Here is a 14513-nt window from a genome sequence, read left to right as displayed (position 1 = left end):
CAAAAATCTGCCAGGTTGGGGTTAAACCAAGCCCACCCGGCAGAGAAGCAGGTTAGCGGTAAGTCACCAACTCGCTGAGTGGTAAACGATATTTTGGACGTTTGACATCATTTGGTGCGCCCAGCGCCATGATGACGTGAAGCGTTTCTTTTTCTGCATCCAGCCCAAGTATGTTCATCACACTACCAATGTCGAACCCCTCAATCGGGCAAGAACCGATGCCAAACATCTGTGCCGCAGTCATCATGTTACCCAATGCGATATACGCTTGTTTCCCCGCCCAGAAAGGCATGGTTTGTTCATTGAGGCGTTCAAGGTAATAGCTGTAGAATTGCATCAGTCCTGCAAAGTTTTCGTCCGGTAAGCCCCAGCGTTTGAACTGATTCAACACATATTCCGAATCCGGCAGCATGTCATTTCGGCTGATGAAAATCACCAAATCACTGCAACTGTCTATTTGCGCTTGGTCGCCACAAGCCGGTTTAAGGGCTTCTTTTAAGGCTTGGTCGCGAACGACGATAAAACGGGTAAACTCAAGGCCGAAAGAGGTCGGAGAGTATTGTCCGGCTTCAAGAATTTTACTCAGCGTGTCATCATCAATCTTTTGAGTCGGGTCAAAAGATTTCACTGCATAACGCTCATGGATGGCTTGCATGAACGCCATTTGTTCTGGTGTCATTGACATAGTTGTATCCCTTATATTTTGTTGAAAATCGAAAAAGTGGTGTCATACTAACATCAATGGAACAAAAGAATAAGAATGCACTTTTTTGTACTATACTTACCAAAAAGTAACTATAAAATAAATTCTAAAACAGGATAGTCATTATGTCGGTATGTGAATCTTGCGGTATTCGCGTAAACAATCAGGTTTATAACTGCGCCTTCCAAGTGGCGATAGATGTGTTGGACGGTAAATGGAAAGGGTTGATTTTGTGGTATTTGCAGTTTGGCACCAAGCGCAATAGTGAGTTGCGCCGGTTGATTCCGAGTATTACCCAGAAAATGTTGACGCAAAAACTCCGCGAGTTGGAGGATGAAGGCATTGTATATCGAACCGTCTATCCTGTTGTGCCGCCCAAGGTGGAATACAGTCTCACCGAGCAAGGCGAAAAACTGATTCCAATCCTGAAATCACTTTACCAATGGGGTGAAGACTATATTGTCGAAAGGCAAGCAGAAGACAAAGCGCAAACCGCCTGAAACCAACGAAAATCTACCAGGTTGGGGGTGTTAGTCCAGTTTTTCCGGGTCTATATCCGGTAAATGTGCCGCGACTTCCAAATAGGTTTGGTAGGTTGTCAGGGCTTTAACCACTTGAGGTAGCGGGTCGGCATAGATTTCCGGTAAATCCATTTCACCTGCTACCTGTATCGGAAATGCCAGTTGTTCATTTGGTGGACAAAACTGTGCATTGACCCCCGGTTTATTGCCCCGCGGATCGATACGATACCAACCGAAATCTTCCAGAAAAACCGCATTCAAGCCATGCAGGCAAAAAGGTGGCGTTTCATCTTTGATTGTCAGCCTTTGATAGCAAAGTTCCGCCGGAATACCATTGGCTCTAAGCAGCGCCGCCAATAAATGACTTTTGGCATAGCAATAGCCTGTGCCGTATTTCAAGACATCCGAAGCCTTACAGGTGACCGGATTGCGTTTGAAATCCATACTGTGCGCAATGTCATCGCGTACGAATTCAAAACAAGCTTTGGCAACGGCGGTATCTTCTTTCAGATGGCTTGCCAGTTGTTTCGCTTTCGCCAAAACATCCGGGTGTTCCCAATCAATCATGTCGGTAGAGAGTAAATAGGCTTTCATAGTTTTTCCTAATCGTTTGATTTCATAAGCTCAGCAACCGCAATGTCTAAGCTGTTGGTTGACTGACTTAGTTGGTTGATGACATTCTTCCGATCAGTCTGTGAGCGGTTTTGACTGAGTTTGAATTTTGCATTGATGTCTTCAATGTTCATTTCGAACCCGACAATCATTTTTAACAGGTTTCGACGCTTTCTATCATCCAAATTTAGTTGCCAAGGTTTCGCGAAAGCTGCTTCATGGGTTTGTGTGAGCTGTTGCAACCTGTCGCGCAAGGCATCTTGGTCTTCAATTAATTTCGTTTTGCCGCTAATGTGAACGACCGCATAGTTCCAAGTTGGTCCTACGGCTTCATCTGGCACTTCATACCACGAGGGCGACACATAGGCATGCGGTCCCTGAAAAACCACCAATGCCTGTTGCCCTTCTGCTAAATGTTGCCATTGAGGGTTAGCACGCGCCATGTGACCGATAATTTTCCCTTTTCCGTTATCGTCAGGTTCAAACATTAATGGCAAATGAGACACAAAGGGTTGCCCTTGATCGGTTGTTACGATCATTGCGAAAGGGTTGTCTTGTATCAGCTGATAGATGGCCTGTAAATTGTTTTCAGAAAAGGCTTCTGGTCGATACATTTCATTCTCCAGTGGGGTGGATAGCATCACTGTTATTCTAGAAGATAGGGTATACTTTGTCTGGTTTTTCACTCAATACAAAAAGAGAGCTTTGCAGGAGTGGGACACGTATAAAAATGTTTAAAATCCGTCTGATTTTCGTTGAAAAACTAGCTAATAGCTAGCTATTAGCCGCGCTTTCCGCCTCAAGCAGACAAATTTTTCTTCATTTTTCTTAAGCGTCCCACCCGTGCAAAGCACTCTAGAATTAAAAAGTCAGAGGAGATTTGATATGAGTGGTGTGGATATTACCGGTAATCTGGCGATTATTGTTGGGCTGGTTGTCGTATTTTATATTTTGATGCAAGGCGTCAAGGTTGTTCCCCAGGCTGAAAACTGGGTGATTGAGCGATTAGGGAAATACAACACCACTTTAGAGGGTGGGTTGAATGCCATTATTCCTTTTGTTGATACCGTTCGCATTCGATACAACATGCAAGAACAAACCATTGATATTCCGTCTCAGCGTGTGATCACCAAAGATAACGTATCGATTAACATTGATGGTCTGGTTTTCTTAAGGATTGTCGATGCCCGCAATGCCACCTACGCTGCGCTGGATGTAAAGTCCATGATTAGTCAGCTATGTCAAACCACTTTGCGCTCCGAAATCGGTTCTATTGAATTGGACGAGACCTTGAGTTCCCGTGATGAATTGAACGCTTCTTTGATGCAGGCACTTAACAATGCCTCAGGCGAATGGGGCGTTAAAGTCACGCGTGTTGAAGTCAGTGATATTTCCGTGCCGGAAGAGGTGCAAAAGGCAATGGAGTTGCAACTGCAAGCCACGCGAGAAAGACGCGCCATTGAAACCAAAGCACAGGCGCAGAAAAACGCCGTTATTGCCGAAGCTGAAGCGCAAAAACAAAAGGCTTTCCTTGAAGCCGAAGCACTAGAAAGAACGGCGGATGCCGAGCGTTATCAACAAGAACAACAAGGGATAGGACAGAAGCTGGCGATTCAAGCGGTGGAAGAAGCCATGCAATCCAACCCGCAAGCGGCAGAATACCTATTGGCAAAAGAAAGAGTCAAAGCCTTTAGTGGTTTGGCGGCTTCTGATTCGCAAAACAAAATCGTCGTGCCGGTTGAAACTTCCGAGTTACTAGGCTCCATGACCTTGTTAACCGAACTGCTTAAGAAATCTTAGGAGTGGTCATGTTAGAACTTCTGATCGGGCAATCATTGAATCCTTCGCTACTGATTATTATCGGCTTGGTGTTGATGGTGGGAGAAGTGACGATAGTTGGCACTTTTGTGCTCTTCTGGCTCGCGCTCGCAGCCATCCTGATTGGCGCCTTGAGCTTTGTTTTGACAATCACCTGGCAATGGCAGTTGGTATGGATAACCGTATTGGGCAGTTTATTCACCTGGTTACTCAATCCCTATCTCAAAAAACGTCGCCATACCCAAGAGGAAAGTGCGTTTTCACCCAGTCAGGCGGCAGAAATGGGCAGGCTTCATCAAAATAAAGATGGCAGTTGGTCAGTGTTTTACAAAGGCACCTATTGGTTGGTGGCGTCAGGTTTTGATCCTGAACAAAAGCAAAGCGGTGATGCCATTCAGGTTTATGGTGTTGAAGGAACCAAGGTGGTGTTAACGCCACCGCAAAACGATTGATTTGATATGAATAAAAAGTCTATTGCTATTGTTGATTTGTCTCATGATGGACGCGGTATCGGTCGTGTAGATGGCAAAACCGTTTTTATCGAGGGGGCGATTCCCGGCGATAGAGTAACCGCGAGAATCACCCAGTCACAAAAGACCTACGATGAAGCGGTGTTGGTAGAAGTATTGTCTCCGTCCGAACATCGCATTGACCCTTTTTGTTCGGTCTATGGCGAGTGTGGTGGTTGTCAGTTACAGCATGCGGATATTGCTGCGCAACGTGAATGGAAAGCCAAGCATTTTCTGACCGCACTCACCAAAGCGGTGGACGCCAAAAAATGCAAAATCGTCGCGCCTTTGGTGGGAGAAGACAAAGCCTATCGCCGTCGTGCGCGCTTTGTTTACGGCAAACACAAAGCCGATAAAATTGCCAAATTCGGCTTCCGTGCCAAAGCCTCCAGTGAGATGGTGGATATTGAATCCTGCCCGCTGCTCACTACGGAAATGAACCAAGCGTTACACGTGAAACGTGAGCAATGTTTACCGCTCGCCAGCCGCGCACTGAAAGAAGTCACCTTGGTGGAATCTGTCTTGCCCGGCGAGCCACCACAAATGATTTGGTCGGATGACGAAACCATCACGCAAGCGCACTATGCATTGAACGAGTTGGTGTTCGATTTTCCAAAAGATGGCTTTATTCAGGTTAATGCCGAAATCAACCAGAAGATGGTGGCACAGGCAATGGATTGGCTCGAGTTGGAAGCAAGCAATGCCGTATTGGATTTGTTCTGCGGTGTGGGCAACTTTACGTTGCCGATGGCACAAAAAGTATCCAAAGTCATCGGTGTGGAAGGCGACCCCAACCTGGTAGATTTTGCACAAAAGAATGCTGAAAAAAATGGCTTGTCGCAAGCGACTTTCTACAAAGCCGATTTGTTCGAGTCAGCTAAAGATTTTCATTGGTTCCACAATCAAAAGTATGACCGTGTATTGCTTGATCCCGGCCGTCAAGGCGCGATGTCGATTTGTCAGCAAATGGGCAAACTCAATGCACAAATTATCGTTTATGTTTCTTGTAATGCTTCGACACTGATTCGAGATGTGCAGCTATTGGAAAAACAAGGCTATCAACTTCGTAAAGCCGGGTTTATGGATATGTTCCCACACACCTCCCACGCAGAAGTCATGGTGCAGTTGGCGAAAGCGAAAAAAACGGCGAAGAAAAAATCACCGGGCGTGTTCAAGCTGTAATGCTTGAATGAGTGCGCGAGTTGCTTTCTTCAGAAATAAAAAACCCCGCGAAAGCGGGGTGAGGAGCTTATGACAACTAGTAGTTTAGAGTCTTACCAAGACTTATAAGGTAGGAACTTACCGTTCATTGTGACGACCACACGGTCACCCGCAGGGTTTTCTTCTTTGTCGATGTGCATTGAGAAATCAATCGCACTCATGATGCCGTCACCAAATTTTTCGTGAATCAATTCTTTCATTGTCGGGCCATAGACACCAACGATTTCATATAGACGATAAATCAATGGATCGGTTGGCACCGCTTTTTCCCAACTTTTGTGCGGAAACGCCTGTAATGCACCAACAACTTCTTTAGGCAGTTTTAGAAATGCACCGATTTTTTCGGCTGGCTCAGGTTTCAAACTGTTCATTCCCAAACAAGCCGAAGTGGTAAATACTTCGCTCAATCCCGCTGCTTCAGCGATTTGTCCCCAGCTTACGCCTAATTCACTTTTAGCCAAAATGATGGCTTCCGTCATTGTAATTTTGTCCATAGATAGATTTCCTTTTCGTTATTGCAAATCTTGCAACTATCAAAAGAGCAACCGCTATACCAAAATGGATTATATTTTTTAACAGTTTGATTTTATTAACAAAAAATAATAATTGTTGAATTAGGTAGGGAGATTTTGGGTGGTTTTTATACGGCTTTGTAGAAGATTGTAAACAAATGTAAGACATTTGAAGTGAATTGTAAGAAATTGTAAGAAAAATATAGAGAGAATTATCAGGAAGATAGCTTATGTCATTGAAATAAAACAACAAATTTTGTCTGGCACAAACATGGTTATAAGGAGGATGAGTTTTAACAAAACACGAAAGAGAAAACTTAACCAAATTCAAATTAACCATTGTTTAGGAGATAAAAATGGCTGAAGTATATATTCCATCTTGTTTAAGACCGATTGATAACGACGGTTTGAAGCAATTGGGTGATCAAGGAAAAGCTGCACCGGACACAATCAAGACCCTTAAATCTAAAACGGTTTTAGAAGGTCAGTTTAAAAACTTGAACTATATCCGTGATCTTCCTGCGATTGTCGTGGATGAGCCACCTGGATTGTTGGGTGAAGATACTGCACCAAACCCATCTGAAATGGCGTTGCTATCTTTGGGTTCATGTTTGTCAGTTGGTGTTCAGGCAAATGCGACGGCTCGTGGCATCAACCTGACTAAATTGGAAATTTCATTGGAAGGTGACATCAATATCACCGCGGTATGGGGTACGGGTGACGTAGATCCAGATAAATTATTGGGTGTTCGTGAAGTGCGCGCATTCTTTGATATTGAAGCCGACTGTTCGGAAAAAGAGCTAGAAGATTTGGTTCAGCACGCAACCAGATGGTCGCCAGTTGCGAATACTTATATGAATAAGGTTCCAGTAACGCCAACTTTGGTGAAGTAATGGCAAAACCGGTTCGGCATTGCCGAGCCGGGATTTGAGGTGAATAAGATGATTCAACAAATTGTTAAAGATGTTTTAAAGCCTAAGGTTATTGAAATTGACCATGGTCTTTATACAACCGAAGTCTTGGAGAAGCTTGGTAAAGCAGGTGCGTTCAGACATCATATTGCGTCACAAAACAACGGTACGGTCGATGTGTTCGGCTCTATTCAAGATATGGCGACCGTTTCACGCGAGTGTATGACAACCGGTTTCATGATGTGGGCGCAGGATGTCTGTACCTGGTATATCGAAAACTCTGAAAATGACTGGCTGAAACAAGAGATTCTGCCAAAGATGGTCGATGGTGATTGTTTCGGTGCGACAGCCTTGTCAAACCCGATGAAGTATTTTGCGGGTATTGAAGAGCTAAAACTGTCTGCGGAAGAAGTGGAAGACGGTTACATCATCAACGGTACTTTGCCGTGGGTATCTAACCTATTGGAGAAAAGCGACAAGCATTATTTCGGTTCTATCTTCCATGTGCATGATTCGGAAGGGAACACCAAGGATGTCATGGCATTGATTCCATGTGACTTGGATGGTTTGACCATGAAACAAATGGTTGAGTTCGCGGGTATGGAAGGTTCAGGAACCTATTCTTTGCTGTTCGACAACGCATTCCTACCGAAAAAATATCTATTGGCTGACCCAATCAAACCTTATTTGGAAAAAATCAAAGCCGGATTCATCTTGCTACAAACCGGTATGGCGGTGGGTGTGATTCAAGGTTCTATTGATGAAATGCGTAAAGCGGATATGACCTTGCATGAAATCAACGAATACCTGGATGACCGCCCAGATGAATTGGAAGAAGAATTAGAAGAAGCAATCGAGCTGATTCAAGCACTGGCGGAAGAGCCTTTCACGCCGGGTGTGGATTACATGAAACAAGTATTGGAAGCACGCCTTTTGGGTGCAGAGTTCTGTAAGCGCAGTGCAGATGCGGTGATGCAACACTGTGGTGCTAAAGGCTATATTGTCGATGCGCCGGCTCAGCGTAAGCAGAGAGAAGCTTATTTTGTCATTATCGTTACCCCTTCTATCAAGCACTTGCGCAAAGAGATTGCGCGCTTGGAAGCGTAAACGAAGTTAAGTATTCGGTAAAAGGAGAAATATCATGTCCGAGCCATTTCGTAAATATCTTTGTAAAACCTGCGGTTTGATATATGACGAAGCCGAAGGCGATCCAGATAGCGGATTGGCTCCCGGCACGCGTTTTGAAGACATCCCAGATGATTGGTATTGCCCACTTTGTTTGGTGTCTAAATCAGACTTTGTGTTGATGAGCGATGCACCAAGGCCTAAGTCGGATGTCGTTAAACCGAAATCCAAAGTGGGTGGAAAAGAAAGCATTGTCATTATCGGTGCGGGTTATGCCGGGTGGAATGTTGCCGAGCAAATCAAACAGCATTTGCCGGATGCAGATGTCAGCATCGTTACCGGGTGTGACGGTGCCGTGTATCCAAAACCTGCGATTTCCATGGCGATGTCTCAAGGTCGAGACGCACAGGATTTGATTGAGTTTGCCGCAGAAGAAAAAGCGCTTGAACTCGGTATTGGTATCAAAACACGGGCAAAAGTGATGAGCATCAACACCGATCGTAAACGCCTGATGACGACAAGCGGTAGCATCAACTATAGTAAGTTGATTCTGGCAACGGGTGCCAGTGCCATTAAGCCGATGCTGTCTGGTGATGCTGTCTCAGATGTAATGACCATTAATGACCTGGCGGCCTATAAGCGTTTCCGTGGTGCAATTGAAGGTAAAAAGCACATCTCCTTGTTGGGCGGCGGATTGATCGCGGTGGAAATGGCGGAAGATTTGATTAGCCAAAACTACCAAGTGACGCTGTTGGTGAGAGGCGATACTCTAATGAGAAACCTGTTGCCATCGCAACTGTCTCATAAATTGGCGGCGGCGCTGGAAAATAATCAAATCGAGATTTTGTACGAAGCCCAATTAGAAGCGATTGATCATCAAGACGACGGTTACCGCTTGAGTTTGGATGACGGCTCTCAATTAACCACTGACTTGTTGGTGGCGGCAATTGGTCTGAAGCCGAACGTCGATTTGGCGAAGAAAGCCAAGTTGGATGTTTCACGTGGAATCTTGGTGAACCATCAGCTGCAAACCTCGGATGCAGACATCTATGCAATTGGTGACTGTATCGAAATCGACGGAGAGCTACAGGCGTTCTTGGAGCCGATTCGTCGTGAAGCGGAAACCATTGCCAAGCATATTGCGGGTGATGCCTCGGCAGAGTTTAAGGTGATGCCGCCATTGGTGAAAACCAAAACCCCATCTCTTTCTATTATTACCTGTCCGCCACTTAAGAAGGATGCACATGGCGACTGGTCTATTGTGTCCAATGACGAGAGCAGTTCAGAAGTCAGTTATCTGGTAGAAGAGCAAGTGAAAGGGTTTGCGTTATCGGGAGATAAGGTGAATCAGGCAGCGAAACTGTATAAAGCCCTGAGTGCTTAACAGCATTGCCCACATTGCCCCAAAAGAAAAAAGAGAGCTAAATGCTCTCTTTTTTTGTTTTTTTTGTTGATGAAACCTAAAAAAGAAGGCGTTTACATATCAATACCGAGCTTACTCATGCGGTAGCTGAACTGTCTCGGAGTCATATTCAGTAGCATTGCGGCGCGGGTTTTGTTGCCACGTGCTTGCTTCAACGCCATCATCAGGTTTTCCTTTTCATCATCCGAAACCTTCCAGTAAGCGCGTTTACCATCATTGCCCTGCCAGTTTTCCATACGCTCGTCATCACTAGGATAGGTGCTAAACCCACCGTTGGTTCCGTTTCTGGCAGGCGCTTCCCAGTTGGAGGTAATATTTTGAGGTGCTGCGTTAACTGCGGTCTCTGCCACTAGCGCTGGTGATGACAGCGAGGTATTGTGTGTAATCGCGCTCTCTTCGTGAATGATTTTTTGCACCAGCCCCAGGGTGACGAATTTATCGTCTTCAGCCAGCAAAACACTACGTTTGATGACGTTTTCAAGCTGACGAATATTTCCTGGCCAAGAGTAGGTTTCCAGGAAGGTGATGGCTTCCGGCTCCAGAATCGCATTGGTCAGATAGTCTTGGTTTGTTTGGTTCAAGAAATGTCTGATCAACGTGCGGATATCACCATGACGATCGCGTAGTGCCGGCAGTTCGATTGGGAAGACGTTGAATCGATAGAACAAATCAAGACGGAACGAACCTTCGTTGACCGACTTATAGAGGTCCTTGTGCGATGCAACGATCACGCGAACGTCTATTGGGATGTCTTGTGTGCCCCCAATGCGAGTGACCGCTTTATCTTCGAGTACCCGCAACAACTTGGCTTGCAAGGCGAAGTCCAAATCCCCGATTTCATCGAGGAAAAGTGTGCCGTGATTAGCCAACTCAAACTTCCCTTTTTTCTGCTGGGTCGCGCCCGTGAAACTGCCTTTTTCATAACCGAACAATTCAGCTTCCAGTAGCTCAGTTGGAATGGCGGCACAGTTGATGGCGATAAATGGATTGTCTTTGCGGTTGCTGGCACGGTGAATCATACGGGAGAATTTCTCTTTCCCCGTTCCAGATTCGCCTTTTAACATGACGGTTACCGGCGTGTTGGCAGCACGTGAGGCTTTATCCAACGCCTGAAGCAATAATGGGCTTTCGCCGATAATACCGTATTGGCTACCTTGCCCCAGGGCAACGCTTCGTAGCTGTTCGTTTTCTTGTTTGAGAATGAGGGTTTGGCGCTCCAGCATTTGATGCACCGCTAGAATCTCGCCGATGAATAGAGAAAGAATTTTCAAGAAGCTCAAGTCACGGTCAAACGAGCGTTTACGGTTTTTCAGACGGTTAAACGCCAATACGCCAATGCGTGTGTTTTTACGGATAATCGGTACCGCCAGGAAGGAGACCGACTCTTGAGGGAGGGTTTCACGGTCAACGGTACGGAAGAGATAGTCGGTTTCTTCGTCAATGTCGGGTACGACCACTGCGCGCCCTAGGTGCATGACTTTCCCGGTAATCCCTTCTTTCGCCCCAAAGCGACTGCGCTCAATTTCTTCTTGTGTCAGGCCGTAACCGTAAGCGGCATAAAGGGTTTCGGATTCCGGGTCTTGCAAGAAAACACGCCCGCGGTTAAGCCCCATTAAACGCGAACAAATACTCAAAATATTGTATATTGCGAAATCGGGATCATTGGCGTGCTCAATCTGTTGAGCCGCTTCTTGAATAACGACAAACTCGGAGTCGTTGGCTATATCGAATTCTTGTAATTGTGTCGTCATAGGCTTTCTTTCGTTTGGTATTGTTGCTTTTATAGGGGCTTCCGCTATGTCCATTTCATGTCATTTGTACGATCAATTTGAAATCGCCATCATGAAACATCAGCAGGTCAAACTGTCATTTCATGCAAACAAACCTGACTTTGTCGGGCATCTGAAGGATCTTCGGACGCGCGAGGGCAAAGAGTTTGTCATCACCGAATCCGGCGATGAGATTTGTTTGGATGACGTGACAGACATCACAGTCGTATAAACGCAAAAGGCTCAAGCCTCAAGGCGTTGCGACATATCGCCGCAAACCTGTTGGATTGAACCGGTTGTGTTGAGTTTATGGTTTTGGCTAACGTTGCCAAATGATTATTCCATGCGCCAGCTGTAGAGTTTGATGAGCCTTGCCGCGATGCTGTCTAGCATGTATCCGATGATACCGATGACTACAACGACAGCGGCTAGCTTGGCGTAATCAAGTGTATCACGCGCATCGTTGATGGCATAGCCCAGCCCGCTGGTGACCCCAAGGTACTCGGCAGGCACCAATACAACCCAGGCAACCCCTACTGCTAATCGAATACCGGCGAAAACGTCTTGAGCAATCGCTGGCATAATGACGCGCATCAACATTTGATAACCGTCTGCGCCAAGGTTTTTTGCGACCTTGAACCAAAGCGGATCAATACGTTGCACCCCATGCGCCGTACCGAAAACAATCGGCCACACCGCAGCGATGGTGATTAGGAAGACGATCGCGTTGTCCCAAGTTGCATAGACCAATACTGCGATTGGCATCCAAGCCAATGGACTGATCATTCGCAATAGCTGGAATGGCATGTTGGCGATTTGTCTAATGGTAGAGAAATAGCCAATGATAATACCGACCGGCACACCGAGGATAATCGCCCAGAATAAGCCGACAAGGATACGATACAAACTTGACCAGATGGTCTGCCAGATCTCACCACTTGCCACCAGCTCGTAAAGTGCTTCGAATGCTGGCGCAGGTGCAAAACTGGCAAAAGATTCCGTATCAGGATTGGAGGCGATCCAGATGCCCCCAAGCCACCATAACAACAGTAGTATCGCCATACCGAAGGTCGAAAAACTGACATTCTGCACCCAAACAGGTAGCTGCCGGAAAGCCGACGTGGCTTTATTGACTACTGAAACCATCATTGGTGTTGTAGTTGTTTCACTCACAGTTTAAATACCTCTTCACGTGTTGTTGGATGAGCTGGGTTAACGCCTTCGACTTTATCCCAAGCATCGAATTTATCCATTGCATTTTTCACATATTCGTAGTTCACCAAGTCTTTCGCTACAAATTTACTATCCAGCTTTTGCAGGAAAGTGGTGTCTCCGGCAACCAAAGTTGTTTTCAAGTGATCCACAATGAACTCGGTTGCAGAAGGATATGGCCATGGGTTGAAGTCAATGCGACCAACCTTCCAGTCTGGATGGTGAATGGCATCTGGATGCGCATACTCTGTTGTTGAGTAGTCAGTCATTGCTTTCAATACCACGTTTGCTTTCATCGGCAAGTAACGTTTACCTTCACGTGAGAGCATTTTGGCGACTTCTTCTTTGTTTTCCTGAGCGTACATCGCGCCTCTGACGACGGCATTCATGACTTTCTGTGACCATTCTTTTTTCTTTTCTGTATGTTCTTCGTGCATACAAACAACACAACAAGGATGGTTTTCCCAGATGTCGCCGGTAAAGCGAATCATTTTTGCGCCAGCCAACATTTCACCGGCAGCATTGAAAGGTTCTGCCACGATATAGGCGTCGATTTTTCTTGCAGCCAAAGCGGTCGGCATATCTGGTGGCGGCATGATTTGTAAGTTAACTTGATTTGGTTTCAACTTATCCGTCTGATCTTGAATAACAGGCTCTAGTCCGGCATTTTTCAATGCCATCTGTAGCACGATATTGTGCATGGAGTACCAGTAAGGCACTGCCACTTGCTTGCCTGCCAAGCCTTTGAAGTCTTCGATGCCGGTATGTTTACCGACCACAACACCGGAACCGTTGGTGTGCGCCCAACCGGTGATTTTTACCGGGAAGTTGTTGTTGTAGCGCATCCAAATTGGAATCGGCTTCAGGAAATGAACCAAGTTGAATTTCTTGGCAGCAAACCCTTCAATCAATGGCGACCAGCCGCGAATCAAAGTTGGTTTAGCGACTTTCAGACCTTCGTCTTCGAAAAAGCCCATTGCGTGTGCAACCAAAAGTGCACTGGCGTCAGTAATCGGGATATAACCGATACGGACTACTTCGTCTTCCGGCATTTCCATATTAGCAAATGCCGTGTTTGGCAAAGACATCGCAGCGGCCAATCCCCCGGCTGCAGCCATAGAGTCCAAAATGAACTCACGACGGCCTTTTACCGGGTTGAATACATAATCATTCGAGTCTTTATCGTTCCATTCACATAAATGACACATGGGGAATACTCCTTAATAAATTATTGATTTGCGACTTCAGCCATTTCTTTTTGTTTGGCTAAGTCGATTTGCTCGAATTGGTTGAATAGGGTTTCTTTCAACTCAATAAAATCCGCTGCGCTGCGGTCTCTCGGATAAGTAAGGGGAACATCCAGATCTCCGACGATTTCCCCTGGGTTATGACTCATGATGACAACTTTGTCGGCCATGGCGATGGCTTCCTCAATATCATGGGTAACCATAATCATTGTGATGCCTTGCTCATGACAAATTTGTGCTACTTCGGTTTGTAGGGCGGTACGGGTAAAAGCGTCCAATGCCGAAAATGGTTCGTCCAACAGCAGGATTTCCGGCTCTGTCGCCAAAGAGCGAGCGAGGGCAACACGTTGTTGTTGACCACCGGAAAGCTGTTGTACGTTCTTGTCTTTGTGCTCAGACAAACCGACCATGTCCAACAACTCATCTACTCGATCTTGTTTTTGTTTGTAAGTGCCAGCGAAAACCAATCCTAACGCTGCGTTTTCACGAACGCTCATCCAGGGATAAAGCGAAGGTTTTTGAAACATCATGTTCCATTTCGCACTGGGTTTAACCACGGTCTTACCACCGATGCGAACCGCACCGTCCGATGGCAACAGTAGGCCGGCAATCATTTGCAGCAAAGTAGACTTACCGCAACCGCTTCGACCGATCATCGCAGTTAGCTGACCTTTAGGAATACTCAGGTTGATATTGGTCAAAACCTGAGGAGCTTGCTTTTTGTAACTGTGGGATAGTTCTGCTATCCAAACGCTTGAAGAATGTGTCGTCATATTTAATGTGTTCCATAAATGAATTTTATTTAATATCTATTTAGCTTAGGAGATGCCAGCTATTATTTGTTCTTTTAAATCAAAGACATAAGTGAAATTTATCGTTTTTTGTTACATTCTGTAGACAGTTTTTGTAAACAAAGTTGCACAATTTGTT

Annotated in this window: 16 protein-coding genes; 8 read left to right on the top strand and 8 right to left on the bottom strand. The window is 45.7% G+C overall.

Translation table 11 applies throughout. From position 1 onward, the window contains the following. Positions 1-52 precede the first annotated feature (52 nt). Positions 53-685 (bottom strand): NAD(P)H-dependent oxidoreductase, encoded by a 633-nt coding sequence (locus F8R13_RS05550; protein WP_152832415.1) that lies wholly within the window; start codon positions 683-685, stop codon positions 53-55. Positions 686-828: 143 nt separating this feature from the next. Here F8R13_RS05550 and F8R13_RS05545 point away from each other — a divergent pair, with 143 nt between their 5' ends. Then, positions 829-1203, top strand: a complete 375-nt coding sequence (locus F8R13_RS05545) for a helix-turn-helix domain-containing protein (RefSeq protein WP_152832413.1) — start codon at positions 829-831, stop codon at positions 1201-1203. Positions 1204-1233: 30 nt separating this feature from the next. On the opposite strand, the gene F8R13_RS05540 is transcribed toward F8R13_RS05545, so the two are convergent. Continuing rightward, the gene (locus F8R13_RS05540) at positions 1234-1818 is read right to left on the bottom strand and encodes a transglutaminase family protein (RefSeq protein ID WP_152832411.1); all 585 of its coding nucleotides are present in this window, start codon (positions 1816-1818) and stop codon (positions 1234-1236) included. Between the two features lie 8 nt (positions 1819-1826). Next, positions 1827-2477, bottom strand: coding sequence for an FMN-binding negative transcriptional regulator (locus F8R13_RS05535; RefSeq protein WP_216642601.1), 651 nt, complete (start codon positions 2475-2477; stop codon positions 1827-1829). Positions 2478-2721: 244 nt separating this feature from the next. Here F8R13_RS05535 and F8R13_RS05530 point away from each other — a divergent pair, with 244 nt between their 5' ends. The 3 genes from F8R13_RS05530 to rlmD are packed head-to-tail and all read left to right on the top strand — an operon-like array spanning position 2722 to position 5345. Continuing rightward, complete coding sequence (locus F8R13_RS05530; RefSeq protein ID WP_152832409.1) at positions 2722-3636, top strand: SPFH domain-containing protein; 915 nt, start codon at positions 2722-2724, stop codon at positions 3634-3636. Positions 3637-3644: 8 nt separating this feature from the next. After that, complete coding sequence (locus tag F8R13_RS05525) at positions 3645-4106, top strand: NfeD family protein (RefSeq protein WP_152832407.1); 462 nt, start codon at positions 3645-3647, stop codon at positions 4104-4106. Positions 4107-4112: 6 nt separating this feature from the next. Then, complete coding sequence (gene rlmD / locus F8R13_RS05520; RefSeq protein ID WP_152832405.1) at positions 4113-5345, top strand: 23S rRNA (uracil(1939)-C(5))-methyltransferase RlmD; 1233 nt, start codon at positions 4113-4115, stop codon at positions 5343-5345. 92 nt (positions 5346-5437) lie between these two features. On the opposite strand, the gene cynS is transcribed toward rlmD, so the two are convergent. After that, positions 5438-5878 carry a cyanase gene (cynS, locus tag F8R13_RS05515; protein WP_152832403.1) on the bottom strand — a complete coding sequence of 147 codons (441 nt, stop codon included), beginning with the start codon at positions 5876-5878 and terminating at the stop codon, positions 5438-5440. Between the two features lie 374 nt (positions 5879-6252). Here cynS and F8R13_RS05510 point away from each other — a divergent pair, with 374 nt between their 5' ends. The 3 genes from F8R13_RS05510 to F8R13_RS05500 are packed head-to-tail and all read left to right on the top strand — an operon-like array spanning position 6253 to position 9316. Beyond that, the gene (locus F8R13_RS05510; protein ID WP_152832401.1) at positions 6253-6789 is read left to right on the top strand and encodes an OsmC family protein; all 537 of its coding nucleotides are present in this window, start codon (positions 6253-6255) and stop codon (positions 6787-6789) included. Between the two features lie 48 nt (positions 6790-6837). Then, complete coding sequence (locus tag F8R13_RS05505) at positions 6838-7914, top strand: acyl-CoA dehydrogenase family protein (protein WP_152832399.1); 1077 nt, start codon at positions 6838-6840, stop codon at positions 7912-7914. Positions 7915-7948: 34 nt separating this feature from the next. Next, the gene (locus F8R13_RS05500) at positions 7949-9316 is read left to right on the top strand and encodes an FAD-dependent oxidoreductase (RefSeq protein WP_152832397.1); all 1368 of its coding nucleotides are present in this window, start codon (positions 7949-7951) and stop codon (positions 9314-9316) included. A 92-nt stretch (positions 9317-9408) separates the two neighbouring features. Here F8R13_RS05500 and F8R13_RS05495 read toward each other — a convergent pair whose 3' ends face one another. Further along, positions 9409-11106, bottom strand: a complete 1698-nt coding sequence (locus F8R13_RS05495) for a sigma 54-interacting transcriptional regulator (protein ID WP_152832394.1) — start codon at positions 11104-11106, stop codon at positions 9409-9411. Between the two features lie 46 nt (positions 11107-11152). Here F8R13_RS05495 and F8R13_RS05490 point away from each other — a divergent pair, with 46 nt between their 5' ends. Next, positions 11153-11356, top strand: coding sequence for a hypothetical protein (locus F8R13_RS05490; protein ID WP_152832392.1), 204 nt, complete (start codon positions 11153-11155; stop codon positions 11354-11356). A 104-nt stretch (positions 11357-11460) separates the two neighbouring features. On the opposite strand, the gene F8R13_RS05485 is transcribed toward F8R13_RS05490, so the two are convergent. Genes F8R13_RS05485 through F8R13_RS05475 form a run of 3 tightly spaced genes read right to left on the bottom strand, consistent with a single transcriptional unit; the run spans position 11461 to position 14356 of the window. Next, positions 11461-12297, bottom strand: a complete 837-nt coding sequence (locus F8R13_RS05485) for an ABC transporter permease (protein WP_371414906.1) — start codon at positions 12295-12297, stop codon at positions 11461-11463. Continuing rightward, on the bottom strand, positions 12294-13544 hold the full coding sequence (locus F8R13_RS05480; protein ID WP_152832390.1) for an ABC transporter substrate-binding protein: 1251 nt from the start codon (positions 13542-13544) through the stop codon (positions 12294-12296). The genes F8R13_RS05485 and F8R13_RS05480 overlap by 4 nt, the downstream gene beginning before the upstream one ends. A 20-nt stretch (positions 13545-13564) precedes the next feature. Beyond that, a complete protein-coding gene (locus F8R13_RS05475) occupies positions 13565-14356 on the bottom strand; it encodes an ABC transporter ATP-binding protein (protein WP_152832388.1) in 792 nt (263 codons plus the stop codon). Between the last annotated feature and the right edge of the window lie 157 nt (positions 14357-14513).

It is taken from the genome of Hydrogenovibrio sp. JE_KL2, from assembly GCF_009296185.1.
Taxonomy (GTDB): domain Bacteria; phylum Pseudomonadota; class Gammaproteobacteria; order Thiomicrospirales; family Thiomicrospiraceae; genus Hydrogenovibrio.
The sequence above is the reverse complement of the archived record's forward strand: the minus strand, read 5'-3'. Positions and strand labels throughout refer to the sequence as shown.

Excerpts from the sequence above, each read along its gene's own strand:
- F8R13_RS05525 (WP_152832407.1), top strand. The coding sequence starts at position 3,645 with ATGTTAGAACTTCTGATCGGGCAATCATTGAATCCTTCGCTACTGATT.
- F8R13_RS05530 (WP_152832409.1), top strand. The coding sequence starts at position 2,722 with ATGAGTGGTGTGGATATTACCGGTAATCTGGCGATTATTGTTGGGCTG.
- F8R13_RS05495 (WP_152832394.1), bottom strand. The coding sequence starts at position 11,106 with ATGACGACACAATTACAAGAATTCGATATAGCCAACGACTCCGAGTTT.
- F8R13_RS05475 (WP_152832388.1), bottom strand. The coding sequence starts at position 14,356 with ATGACGACACATTCTTCAAGCGTTTGGATAGCAGAACTATCCCACAGT.
- F8R13_RS05510 (WP_152832401.1), top strand. The coding sequence starts at position 6,253 with ATGGCTGAAGTATATATTCCATCTTGTTTAAGACCGATTGATAACGAC.
- F8R13_RS05535 (WP_216642601.1), bottom strand. The coding sequence starts at position 2,477 with ATGCTATCCACCCCACTGGAGAATGAAATGTATCGACCAGAAGCCTTT.
- rlmD (WP_152832405.1), top strand. The coding sequence starts at position 4,113 with ATGAATAAAAAGTCTATTGCTATTGTTGATTTGTCTCATGATGGACGC.
- F8R13_RS05550 (WP_152832415.1), bottom strand. The coding sequence starts at position 685 with ATGTCAATGACACCAGAACAAATGGCGTTCATGCAAGCCATCCATGAG.
- F8R13_RS05545 (WP_152832413.1), top strand. The coding sequence starts at position 829 with ATGTCGGTATGTGAATCTTGCGGTATTCGCGTAAACAATCAGGTTTAT.
- F8R13_RS05540 (WP_152832411.1), bottom strand. The coding sequence starts at position 1,818 with ATGAAAGCCTATTTACTCTCTACCGACATGATTGATTGGGAACACCCG.
- F8R13_RS05490 (WP_152832392.1), top strand. The coding sequence starts at position 11,153 with ATGTCCATTTCATGTCATTTGTACGATCAATTTGAAATCGCCATCATG.
- F8R13_RS05500 (WP_152832397.1), top strand. The coding sequence starts at position 7,949 with ATGTCCGAGCCATTTCGTAAATATCTTTGTAAAACCTGCGGTTTGATA.
- F8R13_RS05480 (WP_152832390.1), bottom strand. The coding sequence starts at position 13,544 with ATGTGTCATTTATGTGAATGGAACGATAAAGACTCGAATGATTATGTA.
- cynS (WP_152832403.1), bottom strand. The coding sequence starts at position 5,878 with ATGGACAAAATTACAATGACGGAAGCCATCATTTTGGCTAAAAGTGAA.
- F8R13_RS05505 (WP_152832399.1), top strand. The coding sequence starts at position 6,838 with ATGATTCAACAAATTGTTAAAGATGTTTTAAAGCCTAAGGTTATTGAA.